General features: G+C 61.1%; 21 protein-coding genes. 20 read left to right on the forward strand and 1 reads right to left on the reverse strand.

Features of this window, described 5'->3' with window-relative positions:
- The first annotated feature begins 100 nt into the window (after positions 1 to 100).
- From ACS4NR_RS07850 to arnT (ACS4NR_RS07875), 6 genes are all read left to right on the forward strand, one after another.
- Positions 101 to 1,459 (forward strand): glutamine synthetase family protein, encoded by a 1,359-nt coding sequence (locus ACS4NR_RS07850; RefSeq protein ID WP_095135836.1) that lies wholly within the window; start codon positions 101 to 103, stop codon positions 1,457 to 1,459.
- Positions 1,460 to 1,639: 180 nt separating this feature from the next.
- Positions 1,640 to 2,728, forward strand: a complete 1,089-nt coding sequence (locus ACS4NR_RS07855) for a polyamine ABC transporter substrate-binding protein (RefSeq protein ID WP_456019613.1) — start codon at positions 1,640 to 1,642, stop codon at positions 2,726 to 2,728.
- Positions 2,725 to 4,026 (forward strand): NAD(P)/FAD-dependent oxidoreductase, encoded by a 1,302-nt coding sequence (locus ACS4NR_RS07860; RefSeq protein WP_456019614.1) that lies wholly within the window; start codon positions 2,725 to 2,727, stop codon positions 4,024 to 4,026. Before ACS4NR_RS07855 ends, ACS4NR_RS07860 begins: the two co-directional genes overlap by 4 nt.
- Positions 4,027 to 4,211: 185 nt before the next feature.
- Positions 4,212 to 5,867 (forward strand): PqiB family protein, encoded by a 1,656-nt coding sequence (locus ACS4NR_RS07865; RefSeq protein ID WP_456019615.1) that lies wholly within the window; start codon positions 4,212 to 4,214, stop codon positions 5,865 to 5,867.
- Between the two features lie 16 nt (positions 5,868 to 5,883).
- Positions 5,884 to 6,435, forward strand: a complete 552-nt coding sequence (locus ACS4NR_RS07870) for a PqiC family protein (RefSeq protein WP_095135844.1) — start codon at positions 5,884 to 5,886, stop codon at positions 6,433 to 6,435.
- Between the two features lie 99 nt (positions 6,436 to 6,534).
- Entirely contained in the window at positions 6,535 to 8,235 is a 1,701-nt protein-coding gene (gene arnT / locus ACS4NR_RS07875; protein ID WP_456019616.1) for a lipid IV(A) 4-amino-4-deoxy-L-arabinosyltransferase, read from the forward strand.
- 12 nt (positions 8,236 to 8,247) lie between these two features.
- On the opposite strand, the gene ACS4NR_RS07880 is transcribed toward arnT (ACS4NR_RS07875), so the two are convergent.
- Positions 8,248 to 9,138, reverse strand: coding sequence for a site-specific integrase (locus ACS4NR_RS07880; protein ID WP_095135848.1), 891 nt, complete (start codon positions 9,136 to 9,138; stop codon positions 8,248 to 8,250).
- Positions 9,139 to 9,573: 435 nt separating this feature from the next.
- Here ACS4NR_RS07880 and arnB point away from each other — a divergent pair, with 435 nt between their 5' ends.
- The 14 genes from arnB to ACS4NR_RS07950 all read left to right on the forward strand — a co-directional run bounded on the left by arnB (position 9,574) and on the right by ACS4NR_RS07950 (position 25,260).
- Positions 9,574 to 10,722, forward strand: coding sequence for a UDP-4-amino-4-deoxy-L-arabinose aminotransferase (arnB, locus tag ACS4NR_RS07885; RefSeq protein ID WP_456019617.1), 1,149 nt, complete (start codon positions 9,574 to 9,576; stop codon positions 10,720 to 10,722).
- Positions 10,719 to 11,744 (forward strand): undecaprenyl-phosphate 4-deoxy-4-formamido-L-arabinose transferase, encoded by a 1,026-nt coding sequence (gene arnC / locus ACS4NR_RS07890; protein WP_095135852.1) that lies wholly within the window; start codon positions 10,719 to 10,721, stop codon positions 11,742 to 11,744. The genes arnB and arnC overlap by 4 nt, the downstream gene beginning before the upstream one ends.
- Entirely contained in the window at positions 11,741 to 13,732 is a 1,992-nt protein-coding gene (gene arnA / locus ACS4NR_RS07895) for a bifunctional UDP-4-amino-4-deoxy-L-arabinose formyltransferase/UDP-glucuronic acid oxidase ArnA (protein ID WP_456019618.1), read from the forward strand. The genes arnC and arnA overlap by 4 nt, the downstream gene beginning before the upstream one ends.
- On the forward strand, positions 13,732 to 14,616 hold the full coding sequence (gene arnD, locus ACS4NR_RS07900) for a 4-deoxy-4-formamido-L-arabinose-phosphoundecaprenol deformylase (protein WP_443533574.1): 885 nt from the start codon (positions 13,732 to 13,734) through the stop codon (positions 14,614 to 14,616). The genes arnA and arnD overlap by 1 nt, the downstream gene beginning before the upstream one ends.
- Positions 14,613 to 16,262, forward strand: coding sequence for a lipid IV(A) 4-amino-4-deoxy-L-arabinosyltransferase (arnT, locus tag ACS4NR_RS07905; RefSeq protein ID WP_456019619.1), 1,650 nt, complete (start codon positions 14,613 to 14,615; stop codon positions 16,260 to 16,262). The genes arnD and arnT (ACS4NR_RS07905) overlap by 4 nt, the downstream gene beginning before the upstream one ends.
- Positions 16,259 to 16,603: a 4-amino-4-deoxy-L-arabinose-phosphoundecaprenol flippase subunit ArnE gene (gene arnE, locus ACS4NR_RS07910; RefSeq protein WP_456019620.1), complete on the forward strand. Its 345-nt coding sequence runs from the start codon at positions 16,259 to 16,261 to the stop codon at positions 16,601 to 16,603. Before arnT (ACS4NR_RS07905) ends, arnE begins: the two co-directional genes overlap by 4 nt.
- Entirely contained in the window at positions 16,600 to 17,013 is a 414-nt protein-coding gene (gene arnF, locus ACS4NR_RS07915; RefSeq protein WP_095135862.1) for a 4-amino-4-deoxy-L-arabinose-phosphoundecaprenol flippase subunit ArnF, read from the forward strand. The genes arnE and arnF overlap by 4 nt, the downstream gene beginning before the upstream one ends.
- Positions 17,010 to 18,389 carry a UDP-glucose dehydrogenase family protein gene (locus tag ACS4NR_RS07920; RefSeq protein ID WP_095135864.1) on the forward strand — a complete coding sequence of 460 codons (1,380 nt, stop codon included), beginning with the start codon at positions 17,010 to 17,012 and terminating at the stop codon, positions 18,387 to 18,389. Before arnF ends, ACS4NR_RS07920 begins: the two co-directional genes overlap by 4 nt.
- Positions 18,386 to 19,984 (forward strand): ArnT family glycosyltransferase, encoded by a 1,599-nt coding sequence (locus ACS4NR_RS07925; RefSeq protein WP_456019621.1) that lies wholly within the window; start codon positions 18,386 to 18,388, stop codon positions 19,982 to 19,984. The genes ACS4NR_RS07920 and ACS4NR_RS07925 overlap by 4 nt, the downstream gene beginning before the upstream one ends.
- Before the next feature lie 77 nt (positions 19,985 to 20,061).
- Positions 20,062 to 20,580, forward strand: a complete 519-nt coding sequence (locus ACS4NR_RS07930; protein WP_456019622.1) for a GNAT family N-acetyltransferase — start codon at positions 20,062 to 20,064, stop codon at positions 20,578 to 20,580.
- Between the two features lie 142 nt (positions 20,581 to 20,722).
- Entirely contained in the window at positions 20,723 to 21,901 is a 1,179-nt protein-coding gene (locus ACS4NR_RS07935) for an MFS transporter (protein WP_456019623.1), read from the forward strand.
- Positions 21,902 to 22,054: 153 nt separating this feature from the next.
- Positions 22,055 to 22,744, forward strand: coding sequence for an HPP family protein (locus ACS4NR_RS07940; RefSeq protein ID WP_456019624.1), 690 nt, complete (start codon positions 22,055 to 22,057; stop codon positions 22,742 to 22,744).
- Between the two features lie 254 nt (positions 22,745 to 22,998).
- Complete coding sequence (locus tag ACS4NR_RS07945; protein WP_456019625.1) at positions 22,999 to 24,105, forward strand: enoyl-CoA hydratase/isomerase family protein; 1,107 nt, start codon at positions 22,999 to 23,001, stop codon at positions 24,103 to 24,105.
- Between the two features lie 3 nt (positions 24,106 to 24,108).
- A complete protein-coding gene (locus ACS4NR_RS07950) occupies positions 24,109 to 25,260 on the forward strand; it encodes an acyl-CoA dehydrogenase family protein (protein WP_456019626.1) in 1,152 nt (383 codons plus the stop codon).
- Position 25,261: the final 1 nt, after the last annotated feature.

Genomic DNA, 25,261 nt, shown 5'->3' on the forward strand with positions numbered 1-25,261 from the left:
GCAAGGCACGCCCAAGATAGTCGCCAACGCGCCACAGGGGAAGGGGCGGAAGATGAAACCCGCCCTCCCCGGCGTCTATAAAACCAATAACGAGGTCTTTATGAATGCCCCTTTCGATCAGCTGTTCACGTGGCTGAAAGATCACAAGATTACCGAAGTTGAATGTGTGGTCAGCGACCTGACCGGCATTGCCCGCGGCAAGATCGCACCGACCAACAAGTTCCTGCATGAGCGAGGCATGCGCCTGCCGGAAAGTGTGCTGCTGCAAACGGTAACCGGGGATTTTGTCGACGACGACATCTACTACGACCTGCTCGACCCGGCCGACATCGACATGGTCTGCAAACCGGTGAGCGACGCCGTGTATGTGATTCCATGGGCGATCGAGCCGACCGCCATCGTCATCCACGACACCTTCGACAAGTTCGGCAACCCGATCGAACTGTCGCCGCGCAACGTGCTGAAGAAAGTCCTGCAGCTGTACACCGACAAGGGCTGGAAGCCGATTGTTGCACCGGAAATGGAGTTCTACCTGACCCAGCGCTGCGAAGACCCGGACCTGCCACTCAAGGCGCCGCTGGGCCGTTCGGGCCGTGCCGAAAGCGGCCGGCAGTCGTTCTCGATCGATGCCGCCAACGAATTCGATCCGCTGTTCGAAGACGTCTACGACTGGTGCGAGCTGCAAGGTCTGGACCTGGACACACTGATCCACGAAGACGGCCCGGCCCAGATGGAAATCAACTTCCGTCACGGCGACGCACTGGATCTGGCCGACCAGATCACCGTGTTCAAACGCACCCTGCGCGAAGCGGCGCTCAAGCACAACGTCACCGCCACGTTCATGGCCAAACCGATTGGCGACGAGCCCGGCAGCGCCATGCACTTGCACCAGAGCGTGGTGGAGATCGCCACCGGCAAGCCGATCTTCGCCAATGCCGACGGCACAATGAGCGAGCTGTTCCGCCATCACATCGGCGGCCTGCAGAAGTACATACCGAAAGTGCTGCCGATGTTCGCACCCAACGTCAACTCGTTCCGCCGCTTCCTGCCAGACACTTCGGCACCGGTGAACGTCGAGTGGGGCGAAGAAAACCGCACCGTCGGCCTGCGAGTACCGACCTCCGGGCCGGAAGCCATGCGCGTGGAAAACCGCCTGCCGGGCGCCGATGCCAACCCGTATCTGGCGATCGCCGCGAGCCTGCTGTGTGGCTACATCGGCATGGTCGAAGGCATCGAACCGAGTGCCGCCGTCGAAGGCCGCGCCTACGAACGCCGCAACCTGCGCCTGCCGATCACCATCGAAGACGCGCTGACGCAAATGGAAGAGTGCGACACCGTTGCCCGATACCTGGGCAACAAGTTCGTGCGCGGCTACGTCGCAGTCAAACGCGCCGAGCATGAAAACTTCAAGCGCGTGATCAGCTCCTGGGAGCGCGAGTTCCTGCTGCTTAGCGTCTGATCCATCCCACAAAGCCCCTTCACCTCTGTGGGATGGGCTTTTGTGGGAGGGGGCTTGCTCCCGAAAGCGGTCTGTCAGTCACAGAAATGTTGAATGTGCCGGCCTCTTCGGGAGCAAGTCCCCTCCCACAGGAATTAGCGAACCACCTGAAAAATCCAAAAAAATCGAAGAGGTGTCGATATGCGTCTATTGAAATCCATGGTTCCCGCCGCACTGGCGCTGTTGTGCAGCACCGCAGCCCTGGCCCAGCCACAGGTCAGCGTCTACAACTGGACCGACTACATCGGTGAAACCACCCTCGCCGACTTCCAGGCCAAGACCGGGATCAAGGTGATCTACGACGTTTTTGACTCCAACGAAACCCTGGAAGGCAAACTCCTCGCCGGCCGTACCGGCTACGACGTGGTGGTGCCGTCCAATCACTTCCTCGCGCGTCAGGTGAAGGCCGGCGCGTTCCTCAAACTTGATCGCGAGCAGTTGCCGAACTGGAAGAATCTCGATCCCAAGCTGCTCGAATTGCTTGAGAAGAACGACCCGGGCAACCAGCATTCGGTACCGTACCTGTGGGGCACCAACGGCATCGGCTACAACGTCGACAAGGTCAAGGCTGTGCTCGGCATCGATCACATCGATTCCTGGGCGGTGCTGTTCGAGCCGGAAAACCTGAAGAAACTCACCCAGTGCGGCGTGTCGATGATGGACTCGGCGGACGAAGTGTTCCCGGCGATCCTCAACTACATGGGCATGGACCCACGCAGCGAAAACCCGGAAGACTATAAAAAGGCTGAAGCGAAACTGCTGAGCATCCGCCCGTACATCACCTATTTCCACTCCTCGAAATACGTTTCCGACCTGGCCAATGGCGACATCTGCGTAGCCTTCGGTTACTCCGGCGACGTGTTCCAGGCGGCCAACCGGGCCAAGGAAGCCAACAACGGGGTGAACATCGCCTATGCGATTCCCAAGGAAGGCGCCAACCTGTGGTTCGACCTGCTGGCGATCCCGGCCGACGCCAGCAACACCAAGGAAGCCCACGCCTTCATCAATTACCTGCTCGATCCGCAAGTGATCGCCAAGGTCAGCGCTTCGGTCGGTTACGCCAACCCGAACCCGGCTGCCAAGCAGTACATGGATCAGGCGCTGGTGAACAATCCCGAGGTCTACCCGTCGCAGGCGGTACTGGACAAGCTCTACATCTCCTCTACCCCGCCCCAGTCGATCATGCGTCTGATGACCCGGTCCTGGAGCAAAGTGAAGTCGAACAAATGAATCAGTACAGCAAAGAACACGCCCGCTCCTATTACGCCGCTTCGGCCCGGGCCAGCACGCCCTGGCCGGCACTTGACGCTGATCTCAGCGCCGATGTCTGCGTGATCGGCGGCGGGTTCACCGGGGTCAACACCGCGATTGAACTGGCGCAGCGCGGGCTGTCGGTGGTGTTGATCGAAGCCCGGCGCATCGGCTGGGGCGCCAGCGGGCGCAATGGCGGTCAATTGATTCGCGGTATCGGTCATGAGGTCGAAGGCTTTGCCCGTTACGTCGGCAATGACGGCGTGCGTTACTTGCAGCGCGCCGGCATCGACTCGGTGGAACTGGTGCGCCAGCGCATCACCGAGAACGCCATCGAGTGCGACTTGCGCTGGGGCTTCTGTGAACTGGCCAACACCCCCGCACAGTTCGCTGCGTTCAAGGACGAACAGGTCAGCCTCGACGAACTCGGCTATCAACATCAGACCCGCTTGGTCGGCCCGGAGCTGATCCGTCAGCAAGTGGTCAACGCCGACGTTTACGCGGGGGGTCTGATCGACATGGGCTCCGGCCATCTGCATCCGCTGGATCTGGTGCAGGGCGAAGCGCGTCTGGCGGCGTCCCTCGGTGTACGGATCTTCGAGCAAAGCCCGGTGCTGCAGATCATTCATGGCGAAACCGTTGAAGTGCGCTGCGCCACCGGCAGCGTGCGAGCCGGCAGTCTGGTGCTCGGTTGCAATGCGCATCTGGAGGAACTCGAACAGCAACTCAGCGGCAAGGTACTGCCCGCCGGCAGTTACATCATCGCCACCGAGCCGTTGTCCGAAGCTCGTGCCGCGCAACTCATCCCGCACAACCTCGCGTTGTGCGACCAGAAAGTCGGCCTCGATTACTACCGGCTCTCGGCGGACCGACGCCTGCTGTTTGGCGGCGCCTGTCACTATTCGGGCCGCGATCCGGCGGACATCGCCGCCTACATGCGCCCGAAGATGCTCAAGGTCTTCCCGCAACTGGCGGACGTGCGCATCGACTATCAATGGGGCGGCAAGATCGGCATCACCGCCAACCGCTTCCCGCAGGTTGGCCGGCTCAAGCAGCAGCCGAACGTGTTCTACGCTCAGGGTTACTCCGGTCACGGCCTCAACGTCACGCACTGGTGCGCCAAGCTGCTGGGCGAGGCCATTCACGCCGGCCACAGTCAGGGCATGGACGTGTTCAGCGCCGTGCCGCACATGACCTTCCCCGGCGGCCCGGCCCTGCGTTCGCCGCTGCTGGCACTGGGCATGTTCTGGTATCGCCTGCGTGAAATCCTCGGCTAACGCTCGCCCCTGTAGGAGCTGCCGAAGGCTGCGATCTTTTGACCTTAAAAACCAAGATCAAAAGATCGCAGCCTTCGGCAGCTCCTACACGTAACCTTATTTGCTCTATCGCCAAGCACTTCTATATTGATGAAGTGCTTTTGCGTTCCTGACGCTCAGCATCCACAAAACCGAGGAGGACATGGATGAAGTCGTCAGCCGCCGATGAGCCACGAGCACCGGGCCAAGCGCCGATCAAGACGCGTCGTTTCAGTATTTCACTGGTGTGGATCGTGCCGATCGTCGCGGTGCTGGTCGGTATTTCGCTGGTGGTGCACAACCTGATGCAGGAAGGCCCGACCATCGTCGTCAACTTCAAGACCGGCAGCGGCCTGACCGCCAACAAGACCGAAGTCAAATACCGCAATGTGGTGATCGGTCAGGTGACTGACGTCGAGTTGAGCGGCGATCAGAAAAGTGTCGACGCCACAATCAAACTGTCCAAACAGGCTGAAACCTTTACCCGCAAAGACTCGCAATTCTGGGTCGTGCGTCCGCGCATCGGCGCCGGTGGCGTGTCGGGCATCGACACCCTGCTCTCCGGCGACTACATCGGCGCCGATATCGGTCAGGCCGACAGCCGCGCCAAACGCTTCGAGGGCCTGGAGAATCCACCGCCGATCACCTACGGCGAACCGGGCAAGCGTTTCATGCTGCATGCGCCGGATCTGGGCTCGCTGGATATCGGTTCGCCGGTTTACTACCGCAAGATTCCGGTCGGCCAGGTCGTGACCTACACCCTCAATCCCGAGGGCAAAGGCGTGGACATCGAGGTGTTCATCCATTCGCCGAACGACGCGTTCGTCACCGAAAACACCCGGTTCTGGAACGCCAGCGGCATCGATATCAATGTCGGCGCCAACGGCTTTGCGGTGAAGACCGAATCACTGTCCACCATGCTGGTCGGCGGCATTGCCTTCCGTGCGCCGGATTACAGCCCCAACGATGTAGCCGCTGCCGACGACAAGGACTTCGAACTGTTCGCCGATCAGCAGACCGCCCTCGCCCCGCCCAACGGCAAGGCGCAATACATGGTGCTGCGTTTCGAACAGTCCTTGCGCGGGCTCAAGGTCGATGCGCCGGTAGAATTTCTCGGCATGGAGATCGGCCGGGTGGTCGGCATCAATCTGGATTTCGACGCGAAGAAACGCACCTTCCCGCTTAACGTCGGCATCGTCATTTACCCGCAGCGCCTGGGTCAGGCCTACAAAAAGATGCTCACCGAATTCAAGCACGATCCTAACGACGAAGCGGCCGGCATTCGTCTGCTCGGTACCTTCGTCGACAACGGCCTGCGCGCCCAGGCCCGCAGCGGCAACCTGCTGACCGGGCAGTTGTACATCGCGCTGGATTTCTTCCCGAAAGCCGAGAAAATCGCCTTCGACGCGACGGCTCGGCCGGTGGTCTTGCCAACCGTGCCCGGCAGCCTCGAACAGTTGCAGGAAAAACTCGAAGCGGTGGTCGACAAGCTCAACAAACTGCCGGTCGAGCGGATTGCCGGCAACCTCGACAGCAACCTCGTGGAGCTGCGCAAAGGCCTGACCCAGTTCAACGCGAAAACCCTGCCGAGCGTGCAGACCACCCTGGCCGACGTCAGCAAGACCCTGCAGTCCGCCAGCTCGACCCTGGCCGAGGATTCGCCGCAGCGCGAGAAACTCACCGAGACCCTCGACGAACTGGGGCGCATGTCGCGTTCGCTGCGTGAGCTGTCGGATTATCTCGGCCGCCATCCCGAATCGCTGATTCGCGGTCGTCCCGACAACGCGGCGCCGCTGGATCTGAAAGGACCGCCACGCAATTGAGCACAGGAGCTACCCCATGGCTTTACCGCTGAAGATCACCGTGCTCGCTGCGTTCATGCTGCTTGGCGCCTGCCGCAGCGAGCCGATCAACTTTCACACCCTGACCCCGGTGCAACTGCCGCCGTCCCGGGCCGGCGCGCAGATTCCGATCGAGGGGATCAGCGTGCCGCCGCAGGTCGACCGCCCACAAATCGTCATCCGTCAGGGCAACAACGGCCTGGCGATTCTGGAAACCCAGTGGTGGGGGGCGAGTCTGGCGGATGAGCTGCGCAGTGCCTTGAACGATCAACTGAGCAATACCGGCGGTCGCGGCAATGTCTCGGTGCGCATCGATGTGCAGCGGTTTGATTCGATACCCGGACAATACGGGCTGATCGACGTCAAATGGCGCCTGCGCCCGAGCGGTGCGGCGGACAATGCTCTGCTGACCTGCCATTCAACCTTGCAAACTCCGTCCGGCCCGAGCATCGACGACCTGGTGGCCGCGCAACAGAACAACGTCAAACGCCTGGCTGCCGTCATCAGTCAGGCGGCGGGCAACCCGCGCGGGTGTCCGCCAGCGTCCTGAACAGTTGACCGCCTCCCCCTGAACCGAGTGTTCAGCAACCATTCAAACAGACCATCGTAAAGTGGCTCGCGTCATCAACCATACGTTGCGCTGAATGAAATGTTGCGGTTCAAAGGTTTAGCACTGTGCGCTGAGTCAATACAGTCTTGTCTATTTAAGGCGATTCCCGGGCTGGTACTGGCTTTCGTGGTGTTTTATCTGCTGCCACTGATGAGCCACGGGCTTTGGATTCCCGATGAAACCCGTTATGGCCAGATCAGTCAGGAAATGCTCCTGAGCGGTAACTGGGTCGCTCCGCACTTCATGGGCATTCGCTACTTCGAAAAGCCGATTGCCGGTTACTGGATGATTGCCATCGGTCAGGCCATTTTCGGTGACAACCTGTTTGGTGTACGTATTGCCTCGGCGTTGAGCTCCGGGCTCAGCGTCTGGCTGGCGTATCTGCTGGCCCGCCGACTGTGGAACAACCCGCGTACCAGCGCGACTTGCGCCTTGCTGTACATGAGTTTCGGCTTGGTTGCCGGTCAGGCCGGATACGCGAACCTCGATCCGCAGTTCACCTTGTGGGTCAACCTGAGTCTGGTCGCGGTGTGGTTCGCGATCGACAGCAAAACCACAGGTGCACGGCTCGGGAGTTGGACTCTGCTGGGCATCGCCTGCGGCATGGGGCTGATGACCAAGGGTTTTCTCGCCCTGCTGCTGCCAGTGCTGATCGCCCTGCCCTACATGATCTGGCAGCGTCGCTTCGGTGAACTGCTGCGTTATGGGCCACTCGCGGTGCTGGTGGCAACGCTGATCAGCCTGCCGTGGGGGCTCGCTGTTCACTCTCGGGAAGCGGATTTCTGGCGTTTTTTCTTCTGGCACGAACACATTCGCCGTTTTGCCGCGGGTGAAGATGCCCAGCACGCCCGGCCATGGTGGTTCTACCTGCCGCTGTTGTTCGCCGCTACCCTGCCATGGGCAGTGCTGCTGCCGTCGACGCTGATGCGCATCTGGCGGGAAAAACGCGAGCCGAAAATCGCCTTCCTCGCCCTGTGGTTCCTGCTCCCGCTGGCATTCTTCAGCCTCAGCAGCGGCAAACTGCCGACTTACATCATGCCGTGCCTGCTGCCACTGGCGTTGTTGATGGGCCACACCTTGATCAACTGGCTCAATACGGGCAACGGCCGCGTCTTGCGCGCCAATGGCGTGATCAACACCCTGCTGGCAAGCGCGGCGCTGGTCGCGCTGCTGTATGTACAGGCGACCCGGGAGACCTACCAGAACAGCGAGATGTTCAGCCTGTCGCTGCTGTACATCGTGCTGGTCGGCTGGATCATCAGCAACGCCTTGCAAGTGCTGCGCCCGCTGACGCTGTGGGCGATGCCGGCGTTGGGCATCGGCCTGCTCGTCGCGTTGCTGCCGGCGGCGATGCCAGCGACCATCGTCAACAGCAAGATGCCGGATCAGTTCATTGCCGAGCATCAGCAGGCACTGAGCGAAACCAGCTCGTTGCTGAGTAACGACCTGGGCGCAGCCTCCGCGTTGTCATGGCGCTTGCGTCGCCCGCAGGTGGACCTGTTCAACACCGTCAGCGAACTCAAGTACGGTCTCGATGACCCGGCCATGGCGTCACGCAAGGTCAGCCTCGACGGCGTCAGCGAGTGGATGACCCAAGCGCGCAAAAAAGGCTCGGTGGGTGTGGTGATGCGCGTCAACAGCACCTCTGACGAGCAACAACTGGCGCTGCTGCCGGTCGATGGCCAGCACTGGCGGCGTGGCAACCTGGAAATCTTCATCTTTGCCCAGAGCCAACCATGACCGTCGCGTTGATCAGAGATCGAAGCGATCCACCGCCCGCCGCCGCTCGTTGTCATCGCGCACATCGTAATTGGCGGTGGTCTGGATGTTGCTGTGATGCGCGAGTTTCTGCGCGATCGACAGGTCATGCTCCTCGATCACCCGAGTGATGAACGAGCGACGGAAGTCGTGCGGCATGATCTTCACCCCGACCTGCGTGCCGCGCTGGCGAGCGATGTAGTAGATCGCATGCTTGGTGATGCGCTCGCGGGTGATGTGGCTGCCACGGCGAATACGGTTGAACAGGAAGGCATCGTCGCTCTCGCCCTCCTTGAGCTGTGAACGGCGCAGTTCGAGCCACGCATCAAGTTTGCTGAACGCCCATGCCGGTGCGTATTTGATCAGCTGTTTGTTGCCTTTACCGGTGACGCACAGGCTGCGTTCCGTGAAGTCGACCTGATTCAAGTCCAGATCCACCGATTCCGACTTGCGCATACCGGTGCCGTACAGCAACGCAATGATTGCCGCATCACGCAGGCCCTGTGGGCGCGGGTCGGCGGCGCAGACTTCCATCAACTCGTGAATCAATGTGCGCTTGAGATTGCGCCCCTGAGACAACCGCGTGCCGGCAATGCCCTTTACCGAACGCATCTTTAAAAGATGTTCCTGAGTGATCAGGCTCATGCGCCAGGCCTCATTCATGACCCCGCGCACCGCATTCACATACAACGAAGAAGTGTTGGGTGCGTAGTTGTCTGCGCGTAATGCAGCGACCAGCGCTACAACATCTTCCGGTTGCAAGGCATGCCAGGGAATCTCCTCGACATTCATGTCTTCAAACCCCAGGCGATCGGCCGCGTCTTGCAGCACGTAGCGCATGGTCAGTTGGCTGGAAGGCGCCAAACGCGCGAGGTACAGGCTCATCGGGTTGGTTTTTGGTGCGTCGGGGTTTGCAGCAACTAAATCAATCAAACGTTAAACCTTAAGTAAAAAACGTACAGCACTACAACAACTAAAAAATGCAATGTACTTGAAGTAAAGAAGGTACTTGAACCGCACTGGCTGACTAAAAACCACGATGAACGGCAGAAGTCTGAACGGCGGCTGTATAAGTCACAGATAAACGATTCGCCCACCGGTTTTTCATATTCCTTTCACAAAAACCGGCATAGCCTTAGTTCCCATAGGTGCGGTACCGGCTATGCCCAACCTGCCGGGCAAATCGTGAAAAGTCAATCAATCGCCGACGTCATGCTTTTTGCCAAGTTATTGATGCAAGGTCAGTTTTCTGTGTCTGCGCTGAGGCTGGATCGAATAACTGCGTGAATCCATCCTTTATTTTCTTGTAATGAGGTGCCCATGAGTCAGGCGTTTCTCCCCTTCTCCCGCCCAAGTATTGGCGATGAGGAAATTGCCGCTGTCGAGCAAGTATTGCGCTCGGGCTGGATCACCACCGGGCCGAAAAACCAGGCACTCGAAGAGCAGTTTGCACAATACGTGGGTTGCAAACATGCGGTGGCCTTGTCTTCGGCCACCGGCGGTATGCATATCACGTTGCTGGCCCTGGGCATCGGCCCGGGCGACGAAGTCATCACCCCGTCGCAGACCTGGGTCTCGACTGCCAACATGATCTCCCTGCTAGGTGCCAAACCGGTGTTCGTCGATGTCGATCGCGACACGCTGATGACCGACGCCGCGCGCATCGAAGCGGCCATTACCCCTCGGACCAAGGCGATTATCCCGGTGCACTACGCCGGCGCTGCGTTCGATCTCGATCCGCTGTACGCCCTGGCTGACAAGCACGGCATCGCGGTCATCGAAGACGCCGCTCACGCTGCCGGCACTCGCTACAAGGGGCGTCACGTCGGTTCGCAAGGCACGGCGATTTTCTCCTTCCACGCAATCAAGAACATGACCTGTGCCGAAGGTGCGATGTTCGTCACCGACGACGAAGCCCTGGCCAGCCGTGTGCGCATGCTCAAGTTCCACGGTCTGGGCGTTGACGCCTATGACCGTCTGACCGGTGGCCGCAAACCGCAGGCGCAAGTCATGGAGCCGGGCTTCAAGTACAACCTGGCCGACATCAACGCCGCGATTGCCCTGGTGCAATTGCAACGCCTGGACGACATCAACGCCCGCCGCACCGAGCTGGCCGGCACCTATTTGCAAAAACTCGAAAGCCTGCCGGTGCAACCGCTGGCCCTGCCCGCCTATGCCCAGCAACACGCCTGGCACCTGTTCATCCTGCGCATCGACAACGAGCGCTGCGGCATGGACCGCGAAGCCTTCATGAAGGCGTTGCAGGATCAGGGCATCGGCACCGGCATCCATTTCATCGCCACCCACCTGCACACCTGGTATCGCCAGCGTGACCCCGACCTCTACCTGCCCGACACCGAATGGAACTCGGCGCGGCTGTGTTCGATTCCGCTGTTCCCCGACATGACCGGTCAAGACCTTGACCGTGTGGTCGGTGCCATCGCACAAACCCTGGAAAATCGCCTGTGAAACCTTATCCAATCCGTAGCGTGTCGATCGTCATCCCGATCTACAACGAACAGGAAAGCCTGCCCGAGCTGCTGCGTCGTACCGAGGCAGCCTGCCGCCAGTTGCATCACGATTTCGAAATCGTGCTGGTCGACGACGGCAGCCGCGACGAATCGGCAAACCTGCTCGAAGAAGCCGCCGGGCGTGAAAACAGTCCGTTCGTGGCGGTCATTCTCAACCGCAACTATGGTCAGCACGCCGCGATCATGGCCGGTTTCGAACAGTGCAAGGGCGACGTGGTGATCACCCTCGACGCCGACCTGCAGAACCCGCCGGAAGAAATTCCGCGGCTGGTGGCCGAGGCCGCAAAAGGTTACGACGTGGTCGGCACCGTGCGCGGCAACCGTCAGGATTCGGCCCTGCGCCGCTACCCGTCGAAGCTGATCAACCTCGCGGTGCAACGCTCCACGGGCGTTGCCATGAGCGACTACGGCTGCATGCTGCGCGCCTACCGCCGCACCATCATCGACGCGATGCTCGCCTGCCGCGAACGCAGCACGTTCATCCCGATTCTGGCCAACAGCTTCGCCCGTCACACCACCGAAATCGTTGTGGCCCACGCTGAGCGTGAACACGGCGACTCGAAATACAGCCCGATGCGTCTGATCAACCTGATGTTCGATCTGGTCACCTGCATGACCACCACCCCGTTGCGTCTGCTGAGCATCGTCGGCTTCGCCATGGCCGGGCTGGGCGTGCTGTTCGCGATTGCGCTGATCGCCCTGCGTCTGACCTTCGGTGCCGGTTGGGCCGGTGACGGCATGTTCGTGCTGTTCGCCGTGCTGTTCGTGTTTACCGGTGGCCAGTTCATCGGCATGGGCCTGCTGGGTGAATACCTGGGCCGCATGTACAGCGATGTGCGCGCCCGTCCACGTTTCTTCATTGAAAAGGTGTTGCGTAACCAACCGGCCCATCCGGCCCCAGCCATCACCGTTGATGGTCTTTCTTCTACTTCCTCTACTCCCGATCAGGTGCTCTCATGAGTGCAAAAACTGTTGTTTTCGCTTACCACGATATTGGTTGCACCGGCATCGAAGCCTTGCTCAACAGCGGCTATGACATTGCAGCCGTGTTCACTCACGCCGATGATCCGAAAGAGAACGCGTTCTACGCGTCGGTTGCACAACTGTGCGCCAGCAAAGGCATCCCGGTGCACGCCCCGGAAGACGCCAACCACCCGTTGTGGATCGAGCGCATCGCCAAGCTCGACCCGGACTATATTTTCTCCTTCTATTACCGCCACCTGCTGAGCGAGCCACTGCTGGCCCTGGCCAAAAAAGGCGCGTTCAACCTGCACGGCTCGCTGTTGCCACGCTATCGCGGTCGTGCTCCGGCGAACTGGGTGCTGGTCAACGGCGAAACCGAAACCGGCGTTACCCTGCACCGCATGGTCAAACGCGCTGACGCCGGCGCCATCGTTGCCCAGCATCGTGTTGCCATCGAACGCAGCGACACTGGCCTGAGCCTGCACGGCAAATTGCGCACGGCTGCCAGCGACCTGCTGCGCGACATCCTGCCGAGCATGCTGCAAGGCAACATCACTGAAACCCCGCAGGACGAATCGCAAGCCACCGTGTTCGGTCGCCGCTCCCCGGCAGACGGCAAACTGGTCTGGGCCAAACCCGCCGAAGAACTGTTCAACCTGGTGCGCGCCGTGACCCGCCCATACCCCGGCGCGTTCTGCGCCGTGGGCGAGCACAAACTGATCGTCTGGAGTGCAGAGGTTGTCGGGGGCAACGAAGGCCAGGCGCCGGGCCGCGTGATCAGCGTTGATCCGCTGCGCATCGCCTGCGGTCAGGATTCGCTGGTGATCAACGCCGGTCAGCGCAACGACAACGGTCTGTATCTGAGCGGCCCGCAACTGGCCAACGAACTGGGGCTGGTCGATGGCTCGCTGCTGCGCGGCGCTGAATCCGGTCGTGCGCCACGTCGCACTCGTGTGCTGATTCTGGGGGTCAACGGCTTCATCGGTAACCACTTGTCCGAGCGCCTGCTGCGTGACGATCGCTACGAAGTCTATGGCCTGGACATCGGCTCCGACGCCATCGACCGCCTGCGCAGCCACCCGCACTTCCACTTCGTCGAAGGCGACATCAGCATTCACTCCGAGTGGATCGAGTACCACATCAAAAAATGCGACGTGGTCCTGCCGCTGGTGGCCATCGCCACCCCGATCGAATACACCCGCAACCCGCTGCGCGTATTCGAACTGGACTTCGAAGAAAACCTGAAACTGGTGCGCTACTGCGTCAAATACAACAAGCGCGTGATCTTCCCGTCGACTTCCGAAGTCTATGGCATGTGCCAGGACAAGAACTTCGACGAAGACAGCTCGAACCTGATCGTCGGCCCGATCAACAAGCAGCGCTGGATCTACTCGGTCTCCAAGCAACTGCTGGACCGCGTGATCTGGGCTTACGGCGCCAAGGGCCTGAACTTCACCCTGTTCCGTCCGTTCAACTGGATGGGCCCGCGTCTGGACCGTCTGGATTCGGCGCGTATCGGCAGCTCCCGCGCCATCACCCAGCTGATCCTCAACCTGGTGGAAGGCACGCCGATCCGTCTGTTCGACGGTGGCGAGCAGAAGCGTTGCTTCACCGATATCGCTGACGGCGTCGAGGCACTGGCGCGCATCATCGATAACGACAACGACGTCTGCAACGGCCAGATCATCAACATCGGCAACCCGGACAACGAAGCCAGCATCCGTCAGTTGGGCGAAGAGCTGCTGCGTCAGTTCGAAGCGCACCCGCTGCGCCACAACTTCCCGCCGTTCGCCGGTTTCCGCGACGTGGAAAGCAAGGCGTTCTACGGTGCCGGTTACCAGGACGTCGAACACCGCAAGCCAAGCATTGCCAACGCCAAGCGCCTGCTGAACTGGGAGCCGAGCGTGGAAATGCGCGAGACCATCGGCAATACCCTGGATTTCTTCCTGCGTGAAGCCATGCTCGAAATCGCGGACAAGCAATAATGCAGGCAGGTCTTCGTATCGACGTCGACACCTACCGTGGCACCCGGGAAGGTGTGCCGCGGCTGCTGGAAATGCTCGACGAGGCGCAGGTCAAGGCAACGTTTTTCTTCAGTGTCGGCCCGGACAACATGGGCCGGCATCTGTGGCGCCTGATCCGCCCGCAGTTCCTCTGGAAAATGCTGCGTTCCAACGCTGCCGGCCTGTACGGCTGGGACATTTTGCTGGCCGGCACGGCCTGGCCGGGCAAACCGATTGGCCGTGATCTCGGGCACCTGATGCGTCAGACCCGGGACGCCGGTCACGAAGTCGGCCTGCACGCCTGGGATCATCATGGCTGGCAGGCCAACGCCGGGCGCTGGAGCGACGCGCAACTGATCGAACAGATCCGGCGCGGTGTCGACACCTTGAGCGACATCCTCGGCGAAAAGATCCAGTGTTCGGCCGCCGCCGGTTGGCGTGCGGACGAGCGCGTGATCGAGGCCAAGCAGACTTTCGGCTTGCGCTACAACAGCGATTGCCGTGGGCAAAGCCTGTTCCGTCCGCTGCTGGCGGACGGCACGCCGGGCACCCCGCAGATTCCGGTGGATCTGCCGACCTTCGACGAAGTCGTCGGCCCGCGCGTGGCCGCGAAGGACTTCAACGCCTTCATCCTCGACCGCTTCCGGCCGCAAGCACTCAACGTCTACACCATTCATGCCGAAGTCGAAGGGATTCTGATGGCTCAGGACTTTCGTCAATTGCTGGCCGATGCACGCCAGCGCCACATTGACTTCCAGCCCTTGGGCGACTTGTTGCCCGAGTATTTCAATACCTTGCCCGTGGGCCGTGTACAACGTGGCGCGCTCGAAGGCCGTGAAGGCTGGCTGGGAGTGCAAGGCGCATGACCAGACGCTGGGCACTGCCGTTGTTGGTCGGTTTCTGTCTGCTGGCCTATCTGTTGCCGTTGAGCAGCCATGGCCTGTGGATCCCCGACGAAACCCGATACGCACAGATCAGCCAGGACATGCTGCTCAGTGGCAATTGGGTGTCGCCGCATTTCATGGGCCTGCGTTATTTCGAGAAACCGATTGCCGGCTACTGGATGATCGCCCTCGGCCAGGAATTGTTCGGGCAGAACCTGTTCGGCGTGCGCTTCGCCTCGGCCCTCAGCAGCGCATTGAGTGTGCTGCTGGCCTACCTGGTTGCGCGCAGGCTGTGGAACGACCCGCGCAAGAGCTTCGTCTGCGCCCTGCTCTACATGAGCTTCACGGTGGTTGCCGGTCAGGCCGGGTACGCCAACCTTGATCCGCAGTTCACCTTTTGGGTCAACCTGAGTCTGGTGGCGCTGTGGTTTGCGCTCGACAGCAAAAGCACCGCGCAGCGACTGGGGGCCTGGGCGATATTGGGGCTGGCCTGCGGCATGGGTTTCCTGACCAAGGGTTTTCTCGCCTGGTTGCTGCCGGTGTTGATCGCGTTGCCGTGGATGCTCTGGCACAAACGCTGGCGCGAGCTGCTGATGTTCGGCCCGGTGGCGGTCGCCATCGCGCTCATCGTCAGCCTGCCGTGGGTACTGGCGGTGCATGCACAGGAACCGGATTACTGGCGGTTCTTCTTCTGGCACGAACACATTCGGCGCTTTGCCGGTGACGATGCACAGCACGATGCGCCGTGGTGGTTCTACCTGCCACTGCTGGTGGCGTTCAGTCTGCCGTGGGTGGGCCTGTTGCCGACCACGTTCAGGCAAGCCTGGCAAACCCGGGCCGAGCCGAAGATGGTCTTCCTGCTGTTGTGGCTGCTGCTGCCGCTGGTTTTTTTCAGCCTGAGCAACGGCAAGCTGCCGACCTACATCCTGCCGTGCCTGTTACCGATGGCGTTGCTGCTGGGCAATGCGCTGGCCGATCGCTTGCGTCTGGAGCAAGGACGGGCGCTGGCGATCAATGGCTTGCTGAACCTGCTGCTGGGTGTGCTCACTCTGATTGCACTGGTTTACCTGCAACTGAACAAACCGGTGTACGACCACGAACTGCACAGCCTGGTGCTGGTGTTCATCGCCCTGATCGGCTGGATCATCGCCAACCTGGCGCAAGCGTTCCTGCCGCTGCAATGCTGGGCGGCACCGGCGCTGGGCAGCCTGTTGCTGGTGGGGATCCTGCCGGCCGCATTGCCCGAGTCAGTGGTGGCCAACAAAACCCCGGATCAGTTCATCCGGCAGCACGTCACCGAGCTGTCTGGCGCCACGCATCTGCTGAGCAATGATCTGGGCGCCGCAGCGGCACTGGCCTGGCGCATGAAAGACCCGCAGGTCGCGCTGTACAACACGGTCGGCGAGCTCAAGTACGGACTTTCCTACCCGCAAGGCGCAACACGCCGAATCACCAAGGACACCGTTCAACAATGGGTACGTGACGCGCGCCGCAGCGGCTCGGTGGGTGTGCTGATGCGCGTCAAGGGACAGGGCGAACTCGAAGAGCTGGACCTGTTGCCCAAGGACGGTACCCGTTACGAGTCGGGCAATCTGGTGATCATGGTGCTGCCGGAGGATCCGGCATGAGCTGGTTTTTGTTACTGACGGCGTGCCTGCTGACCTGCCTGGGGCAAGTCGCGCAGAAATTCGCCGTCGAGAGCTGGCGCGGCGTCGCTTCGTCGTGGGCCGACAAACTGCGTTCGCCGTGGTTGTGGCTGGCGCTGGTTTCGCTCGGCGCCGGGCTGGTGGTCTGGCTGCTGGTGTTGCAACGCCTTGAAGTGGGCATCGCTTACCCGATGCTCAGCCTCAATTTCGTCCTGATTACCCTGATCGCCCGCTTCATCTTTCGCGAACCCATCGACCGTCGGCATTGGCTGGGCGTGGCGCTGGTGATCGGCGGCGTGGTTCTGCTGGGGCAACCGTCATGAACCAGGCGCAAGGTATCGGTTTCGCTCTCGCCAGCGTGGGGCTGGTCAGCAGTGCCCAACTGGGCATGCGCTGGAGCATGACGCGCCTGCCGCAGCCGGAACAATGGCTGGCGGCGCTGAGCGCCGGCCGTGTCGATCTGTCGGCATTGGCCGTGGTTGTGGCCGCGATTTTCGCCTACGCCCTGTCGATGCTCTGCTGGCTCGCGGCATTGCGCGATCTGCCGTTGGGCCGGGCCTATGCGCTGTTGAGCATCAGCTACGCGCTGGTGTACCTGCTGGCGGCCAGTCTGCCGCTGTTCAACGAATCGTTCAGTTTCACCAAGTCGCTGGGCGTGGCACTGGTCATGCTCGGGGTCATCACTATTAACACTCGTCCCTCTCGTGCGCCCGAACTCAGGAGTGCTCCATGAAAATCACAGTTTTTGGTAGCGGTTATGTCGGTCTGGTGCAGGCCGCCGTGTTGGCCGAAGTCGGTCACGACGTCGTGTGCATGGACATCGATCAGAAGAAAGTCGACCTGCTGCGTCAGGGGCACGTCAGCATCTTCGAACCGGGCCTGTCGAGCCTGGTGCGCGAAGGACTGGACTCCGGTCGCCTGCATTTCACGTGTGATGAAAAACTCGCCGTGCAACACGGTCGCGTCGCCTTCATCGCCGTGGGGACGCCGTCCACCGAGAATGGCTCGGCCGATCTGAAATATGTGCTGTCGGTGGGCGACGCCGTGGCGCGGCATCGGGAACAGCCGCTGATTCTGGTGGAGAAATCCACCGTGCCGGTCGGCACCGGCGACACCCTGCGTGCACACATTCAGGCCGCACTGGACAAGGCCGGTCGAGCGTTGCGGTTCGATATTGTCTCCAACCCGGAATTCCTCAAGGAAGGTTCGGCGGTGGCCGATTGTCGTCGTCCGGACCGCATCGTCATCGGCTGTGAAGGTGACGACGTGCAAGACGTGATGCGCGACCTGTACTCGCCATTCAACCGCAACCACGACCGCATCATGTTCATGGATCTGCGCAGCGCCGAGCTGACCAAATACGCCGCCAACTGCATGCTCGCAACCAAGATCAGCTTCATCAACCAGATCGCCGAACTGGCCGAGCACCTCGGGGCCGACATCGAGTCGGTGCGTCAGGGTATCGGTGCCGACTCGCGCATCGGTTATCACTTCATCTACCCGGGTTGCGGCTACGGCGGGTCGTGCTTCCCCAAAGACATGCGCGCGCTGATTCACAGCGCCGAGCAGGCGCACTGCTCCAGCGACCTGCTGCAAGCGGTCGAGGCGATCAACGAGCGGCAGAAGCACAAGTTGTTCGACCGCATCAATGCGTTCTACCAGGGTGACCTGCGCGGCAGGACCTTCGCCCTGTGGGGCCTGGCCTTCAAGCCGAACACCGACGACATGCGTGATGCACCCAGTCGCGTACTGCTCGAATCGCTGTTCGCCGCCGGTGCCCATGTTCGTGCGTTTGACCCCGAAGCCATGCAGGAAACCCAGCATCTGTACCTGAACGAAGAGAAACTGATGTTGATGGGCACCCCTGAATCGGTGCTGGCCGGTGCCGATGCGCTGATCATCTGCACCGAATGGCAGCAGTTCAAGGCACCGGATTTCGACCTGATCCAGCAACGCCTGAAAGCCCCGGTAATCTTCGACGGGCGCAACCTGTACGACGCCGAGCGTCTGGCGCGCAATGGCTTCCAATACTTCCCGATCGGCCGTGGTGATTCACGCAAACTGCCGATGCCGCTGCAGCAGTGGTCTGACAAAGCGAAAGTCGCTTGATCAGCTTGTCGCCTGTCATCCGCCGGCAGTCCCTGATCGCAGGGCTGCTGGCACTGCTGCTGTTTATCGCCGGGGTTCACGGGCAGGCGCCCGTTGGCTTCGATTCACGTTTCGTACTGTTTGCCCAAGAGATGTTGCGACACGGGCCAACGGTATTCCCGACCACTTACGGTGAGCCGTACGCCGACTATTCGGCGCTCTCGACCCTGTTCATCTGGTTGTTGGCGCTGCCCTTCGGCGCGATCAACCCCCTGACGGCATGGCTGCCGAGCGCCATTGCCGGCGGTGTGATCGTGACGTTGATGTACCGCTTGCTGGCGGTGCATTCGCAGCGCTGGGCACTGATCAGCATTGCGTTGCTGATGCTCACCAGCACCTTTGTCACCGAAGTGCGCGCGGTGTCACAAGACCTGATGCTCGCCGCCGTGGCGCTGTCGGTGTTTTACCTGGGCTACGCACACAACCACTTCGGTTCGCGCCGGCGCTGGCCGCTGATCTTTGTCCTGTTGTTGCTGGGCTTCGGGATTCGTGGGCCCATCGGTCTGGTGGTGCCAACCGGCATGCTCTGCAGTTACTACTTGCTCAATCGCGAGTGGCAACGCCTGTTGGTGTTCGGTGTGCTGGCGTCGATCCTGCTCGCCGCGTGCGTCGGCCTGCTGCTGTGGCTGGCCAGACTCAGTGGTGGCGAAGCGTTCCTGCAGGACGTGATCCGCATGCAATTCATGGGGCGCATGGACGGCAGTGAAGGCGTCAGCGGCTCGCTGTATTACTTCACCAGCTCCATGGGCAACTACGCACTGGCGTATCCGCTGGCGATCCTGACGCTGGCCGCGACCTGGCTGAGCAAACCGCATCAGCGCGGGCCGGCCTTGCGTCTGGTGCAGTACTGCGCGGCCGCCGGGCTGATCGTGATGGTCGGCTTGTCGATTCCACAGGCAAAGAAGGCGCGTTATCTGCTGCCGATGTTGCCGATGGCGGCGATCATCGCCGCGTACCCGTTTCAGGTGCTGCATGGCCGGGTGTTCCGCGTATTGCGTGGGGTGATTCAAGGCATCTGGCTGGTGACGCCGGGACTGTTGATGGTGGCCCTGCTGGTTTCCAGGCGCCGCTTTCCCGAGCAACTCGACGGCATCACTGTGGTACTGATCGTACTTGGTGTTGTGCAATTGCTCGCGTTGTCGCGACTGATGATCCCGCGCTGGCGAGCCGAAATGTTGGCGCTGTGCGCAGTGCTGGCGTTGTGGACGGTGTATGTCGCAGTGTTCGAACCGGTAGAGCGACGCCTGTACGACACGCAGACCTTCAGCCGCGCTGCCTTCGCGCAGGTGCAACAGCACCCGGCACCGCTGGTGCTGCACGGCATGGGCAAAGACGCCAAGGCGATCAAGTTCATGGTCAACGTCGAGCAGGATCTGCAACCGCAGTTCACCGAAACGGTGCAGCAACTCGAAGCCCTCAAGGGCCCGGCCTGGCTGATGATGGACAGCAAGGACCTGCAATCGCTGCAAGGCACTTCGCTGGCTGGCCTGCAACCGGTGCTGACGGGGCGTTTCGACAAGAACGATTACGTGCTGTTGTATCTGAAGCCCTTGTAGGAACTGATTGAGGCTGCGATCTTTTGCGCTTTCAGGAAAATCGCAGCCTGCGGCAGCGCCTACAGGGACTTTTTACCATGAGTTTTGTTGTACGCCGGGCGCGGCAGAGTGATGCCGCCGCCCTCCCCGCCATCGAGCGCTCGGCTGCCGAACTGTTTCGCACAGATCCGACCCTCGCCTGGCTTGCCGACACCGACGTGGCCAGTGCCGCGCAACATCGTCAGGCCATCGACACTGCCCATGTCTGGGTCGCCGAAAACACCTCGGCGCAACTGGCCGGATTTATCCGCGCGCAGGATGTTGGCAAGCAACTGCACATTGAAGAGCTGTCGGTCAGCCTCGCGTTTCAGGGTCAGGGCGTAGGCCGTCGACTGGTGCAGGCCGCGATTGAACATGCCCGCCGTCAACAAATGCGCGCCGTGACCCTGACCACGTTTTGTGACGTGCCGTGGAATGCGCCGTTTTATCAGCGGATGGGGTTTGTCGTGATCGCACCGGGTGAGCAGGAAGTGCATTTGCGAAATGCTCTGCAGAAAGAGATCGAGCATGGTTTTGCCGCCGAACGACGCTGCGCCATGCGCCTGAGATTGCCCTGACAGGACAAATCCCTTGTAGGAGTGAGCCTGCTCGCGATAGCGTCCTGTCAGTCAACTGCGTTGGCGCCTGGGACTCAGTATTCGCGAGCAGGCTCGCTCCCACAGGGTTTCTCACCATGAAAATAAGGACATTTGCACTGCCGTGGCCACCTACTCCCGCCTGATCCGCCGACTGATGATGACCTCGCTGAGCATCGTCATCAGCCGTGCCCTGATCAGTCCGCTGCTGACCCTGTTCCTCAGCAACAAACTGGGCCTCAACCCGCAGGACGTCGGTCTGCTGTTGGGCATCGCCGTGTTCAGCGCCACGCTGTTTTCGCTGTACGGCGGCTACATCATCGATCGCCTCGACAAGCGTCAGCTGTTGATCCTGACCATGCTTTCCAGCGGTGTCGGCCTGATGCTATTGACCTTCGCGCAGAATCTGTACCTGGTCACGCTGGTGCTGATCATCAGTGAAACGGCGTCGGCGCTGTTCCTGATCTGTTCCAAAGCGATGCTCAGTGAAAACCTGCCGGTCGGCCAGCGGGTCAAGGCGTTTTCGCTGAACTACACGCTGACCAACATTGGCTACGCCGTTGGCCCGATGATCGGCGTGGTGATTGCCGGGGTTCAGCCTTCTGCGCCGTTTATCGTCGCGGGGCTGATTGCCGCTGGCAGTGTTTTCCTGCTGCTGGGCGTCTCTCGTGAGGCCAGTCCGGTTGCGCCGGGCAGCCCGCCGCAGAGTTTCCTGAACACCCTGATCATCCTGAAAAACGACCGCACGATGATCCTGTTCACCCTCGGTTGCCTGCTCAGCACCCTGGTTCACGGGCGCTTCACCCTGTACCTGTCGCAATACCTGCTCGCGACTCACACCCAGCAACAGACCCTCGACACCATGGCCGCCCTGCTCGCATGCAACGCGATCACGGTGATCCTGCTGCAATACCAGATCGGCCGCTTTCTCAAGCGCGAGCACCTGCGGTTCTGGATTGCCGGCGGCACCGCGCTGTTCATCGTCGGCTTGATCGGCTTCAGCCTGGCCGACAGTCTGGTCGGCTGGTGCGTGGCGATGTTCATCTTCACCCTCGGCGAGATGATCATTTACCCGGCGGATTTCCTCTTCGTCGACACCCTTGCACCCGAAGAGCTGCGCGGCAGTTACTACGGCGCGCAGAACCTCGCGGCGCTGGGCGGCGCGCTGAGCCCGGTGATGTGCGGGTTCCTGCTGATGCACACGCCGGCACCGAGCATGTTCTATGCCTTGAGCGCTCTGGCGGCGCTGGGTGGGTACTTGTGTTTTGTCAGTGGACGCCGTGTGGCGACAATTCAAAAATAATGCACTGAAACTGCATTTATATGAATTTGTCAGCATCGAATTTGCCCGGCACACTGTGCGCGTTCCTCCCCCAATAGTTGGAACGCTTCGAGGACTTTCCGAAACGGACAAGTCCTTTTTTTGCCCCGAATTTACCGCAAGGACCCGATTCACATGCTCGCTCGCTGGTTGCCTGCCGCCATCAACACCCGCCCCACCGAATGGAGCCGCGCCGCGATTGGCATGGCCTTGGGCACTTTGTTCAGCGTCTGGGCGTGCAGTCAGCTGTTCGGCCATGAAGTGGCGTATCACCTGATCGGGCCGTTGGGCGCCTCGGCGGTGCTGCTGTTCGCCGTGTCCTCCGGCGCACTCGCGCAACCGTGGTCGATCATCGGCGGCTACCTGTGCGCCAGCGTTGTCGCACTGTTGGTGGCCCACGTGTTGGGCCGAACCCTCGGCAGCGCCTGCCTCGCGGCGGGCATGGCACTGATTCTGATGTGCTGGCTGCGTTGCCTGCATCCACCGGCCGGCGCCCTGGCGCTGACGCTGGTACTGGCCGATCCGGCCACCATCGCCATGGACTGGAAAGCCATGGAACCGGTGATGCTCGCCGCCGCCTGCATGCTGCTCAGCGCCCTGGCCTATAACAACCTGACGCGCATCCGCTACCCGAAACGCCCGGCCGAGCCAGCGCCGGCACTGGTGCCGGTGGATAGCCAGGCAATTACCGCCGAGGATTTGAAACTGGCACTGGCGGACATGGAAGCGTTTATCGACGTCACGCCCGAAGACCTTGAACAACTGATCCACGCCAGCGAACTGCACGCCAAGCGCCGTAGCATCGGTGAAGTTTTCACCCGTTAAGCACCTGAATCTCTGTGGCGAGGGAGCTTGCTCCCGCTCGGCTGCGCAGCAGTCGTAAACTCGCCGTGTCGGGCCGCTTCGCAGCCCGGCGGGAGCAAGCTCCCTCGCCACAAAAGCAATCCTCAACCTGCTGCAAAAACGCAAACTCCCCCTGCACATATCCCGGTTGTACACGGCAAATTTGCACTGTTACGATCCGTCAACGCTCGCGCGCGAGCTTCTCGAATAAAGACAATAAAAGCAGGGAGTTAGTGATGACTGCTCAGGCTTCATCCCCGCGGACGCCGTCCATGGATGCCACGCCAGACGAAGTGCTGGCCGAGGTTCGCAATCACATCGGTCACCTGACCCTCAACCGCCCCGCCGGTCTCAATGCCATCACCCTCGACATGGTTCGTCAGTTGCAGCAGCAACTCGATGCCTGGGCGACTGACACCAACGTGCGTGCCGTTGTTTTGCGCGGTGCCGGTGAAAAGGCTTTTTGTGCCGGTGGCGATATCCGTTCGCTGTACGACAGCTTCAAAAGCGGCGATACGCTGCACGAAGATTTCTTTGTCGAGGAATACGCCCTCGACCTGACGCTTCATCATTACCGCAAACCGGTGCTGGCCTTGATGGACGGTTTCGTCCTCGGCGGCGGCATGGGCCTGGTGCAAGGTGCGGATCTGCGGGTGGTCACCGAAAAGAGCCGGCTGGCGATGCCAGAAGTGGCGATCGGTTATTTCCCCGATGTCGGCGGCAGCTATTTCCTCTCGCGGATTCCCGGTGAACTGGGGATCTATCTGGGCGTCAGCGGCGTGCAGATTCGCGCGGCCGATGCCTTGTACTGCGGGCTGGCCGACTGGTTTGTCGACAGCAGCCAACTGCCGAGCCTCGACGAACAACTCGACCACCTGGAATGGCGCGACACGCCGCTCAAGGATCTGCAGGGCCTGTTGGCGAAAAACGGCGTGCAAACCCTCGCCGATGCACCGCTGAAGAAACTGCGTCCGGCCATCGACCATTTCTTCGCCCTGCCGGACGTGCCGAGCATCGTCGAGCAACTGCGCGCGGTCACCGTCGCCGACAGCCATGAGTGGGCGACCACCACTGCTGATCTGCTGCAGACCCGCTCACCGCTGGCAATGGCCGTGACCCTGGAGATGCTCCGGCGCGGTCGCCAACTGAGCCTGGAACACTGCTTCGCCCTCGAACTGCATCTGGATTGCCAGTGGTTCGCACGCGGCGACCTGATCGAGGGCGTGCGCGCCCTGCTGATCGACAAAGACAAGACACCACGCTGGAACCCGCCGACCCTCGCTGCGCTGGACGCCGGGCATGTCGCGAGTTTTTTCCACGGTTTCACTGAGAGCGGGAGCTGAGCCATGCACGATCTCGAACTGACTGAAGAACAAGTGATGATCCGCGACATGGCCCGGGACTTCGCCCGTGGCGAAATCGCGCCGCATGCGCAAGCCTGGGAAAAGGCCGGCTGGATCGACGACGCGCTGGTGGCAAAAATGGGCGAACTCGGCCTGCTGGGCATGGTGGTGCCCGAGGAATGGGGCGGCACTTACGTCGATTACGTGGCCTACGCCTTGGCGGTGGAAGAAATCTCTGCCGGCGACGGCGCCACCGGTGCGTTCATGAGCATCCACAATTCGGTGGGCTGCGGCCCCGTCATGAATTACGGCAGCGAAGAACAGAAAAAGACCTGGCTGGCCGACCTCGCCAGTGGCCAGACGATTGGTTGCTTCTGCCTGACCGAACCGCAGGCCGGCTCCGAAGCGCACAACCTGCGCACCCGCGCCGAACTGCGCGACGGCCAGTGGCTGATCAACGGCGCCAAGCAATTTGTCAGCAATGGCAAACGGGCGAAACTGGCGATCGTGTTTGCAGTGACCGACCCGGATCTGGGCAAGAAAGGCATTTCCGCGTTCCTCGTACCGACCGATACCCCGGGTTTCATCGTCGATCGCACCGAACACAAGATGGGCATCCGTGCCTCCGACACCTGCGCAGTGACCCTGAACAACTGCAGCATTCCCGAGGCCAACCTGCTCGGCGAACGCGGCAAGGGTCTGGCGATTGCCCTGTCCAACCTCGAAGGCGGCCGCATCGGCATCGCCGCGCAGGCCTTGGGCATCGCTCGGGCAGCGTTTGAAGCGGCGCTGGTGTATTCCCGCGATCGCATCCAGTTCGGCAAGCCGATCAACGAACACCAGAGCATCGCCAATCTGCTGGCCGACATGCACATGCAAATCAACGCGGCGCGCTTGATGATCCTGCACGCGGCGCGCCTGCGCACAGCGGGCAAACCATGCCTGTCGGAGGCGTCACAGGCCAAACTGTTCGCCTCGGAAATGGCCGAGAAAGTCTGCTCCTCGGCGATTCAGATTCATGGCGGGTATGGGTATCTGGAGGACTATCCGGTCGAGAAGTACTACCGCGATGCGCGGATTACCCAGATCTACGAGGGGTCGAGCGAGATTCAGCGGATGGTGATTGCGCGGGAGCTGAAGAACTACCCGTTGTAAT

It is taken from the genome of Pseudomonas sp. JQ36, from assembly GCF_053851495.1.

Excerpts from the sequence above, each read along its gene's own strand:
- ACS4NR_RS07850 (WP_095135836.1), top strand. The coding sequence starts at position 101 with ATGAATGCCCCTTTCGATCAGCTGTTCACGTGGCTGAAAGATCACAAG.
- ACS4NR_RS07855 (WP_456019613.1), top strand. The coding sequence starts at position 1,640 with ATGCGTCTATTGAAATCCATGGTTCCCGCCGCACTGGCGCTGTTGTGC.
- ACS4NR_RS07860 (WP_456019614.1), top strand. The coding sequence starts at position 2,725 with ATGAATCAGTACAGCAAAGAACACGCCCGCTCCTATTACGCCGCTTCG.
- ACS4NR_RS07865 (WP_456019615.1), top strand. The coding sequence starts at position 4,212 with ATGAAGTCGTCAGCCGCCGATGAGCCACGAGCACCGGGCCAAGCGCCG.
- ACS4NR_RS07870 (WP_095135844.1), top strand. The coding sequence starts at position 5,884 with ATGGCTTTACCGCTGAAGATCACCGTGCTCGCTGCGTTCATGCTGCTT.
- arnT (WP_456019616.1), top strand. The coding sequence starts at position 6,535 with ATGTTGCGGTTCAAAGGTTTAGCACTGTGCGCTGAGTCAATACAGTCT.
- ACS4NR_RS07880 (WP_095135848.1), bottom strand. The coding sequence starts at position 9,138 with ATGAGCCTGTACCTCGCGCGTTTGGCGCCTTCCAGCCAACTGACCATG.
- arnB (WP_456019617.1), top strand. The coding sequence starts at position 9,574 with ATGAGTCAGGCGTTTCTCCCCTTCTCCCGCCCAAGTATTGGCGATGAG.
- arnA (WP_456019618.1), top strand. The coding sequence starts at position 11,741 with ATGAGTGCAAAAACTGTTGTTTTCGCTTACCACGATATTGGTTGCACC.
- arnD (WP_443533574.1), top strand. The coding sequence starts at position 13,732 with ATGCAGGCAGGTCTTCGTATCGACGTCGACACCTACCGTGGCACCCGG.
- arnT (WP_456019619.1), top strand. The coding sequence starts at position 14,613 with ATGACCAGACGCTGGGCACTGCCGTTGTTGGTCGGTTTCTGTCTGCTG.
- arnE (WP_456019620.1), top strand. The coding sequence starts at position 16,259 with ATGAGCTGGTTTTTGTTACTGACGGCGTGCCTGCTGACCTGCCTGGGG.
- arnF (WP_095135862.1), top strand. The coding sequence starts at position 16,600 with ATGAACCAGGCGCAAGGTATCGGTTTCGCTCTCGCCAGCGTGGGGCTG.
- ACS4NR_RS07920 (WP_095135864.1), top strand. The coding sequence starts at position 17,010 with ATGAAAATCACAGTTTTTGGTAGCGGTTATGTCGGTCTGGTGCAGGCC.
- ACS4NR_RS07930 (WP_456019622.1), top strand. The coding sequence starts at position 20,062 with ATGAGTTTTGTTGTACGCCGGGCGCGGCAGAGTGATGCCGCCGCCCTC.
- ACS4NR_RS07940 (WP_456019624.1), top strand. The coding sequence starts at position 22,055 with ATGCTCGCTCGCTGGTTGCCTGCCGCCATCAACACCCGCCCCACCGAA.
- ACS4NR_RS07945 (WP_456019625.1), top strand. The coding sequence starts at position 22,999 with ATGACTGCTCAGGCTTCATCCCCGCGGACGCCGTCCATGGATGCCACG.
- ACS4NR_RS07950 (WP_456019626.1), top strand. The coding sequence starts at position 24,109 with ATGCACGATCTCGAACTGACTGAAGAACAAGTGATGATCCGCGACATG.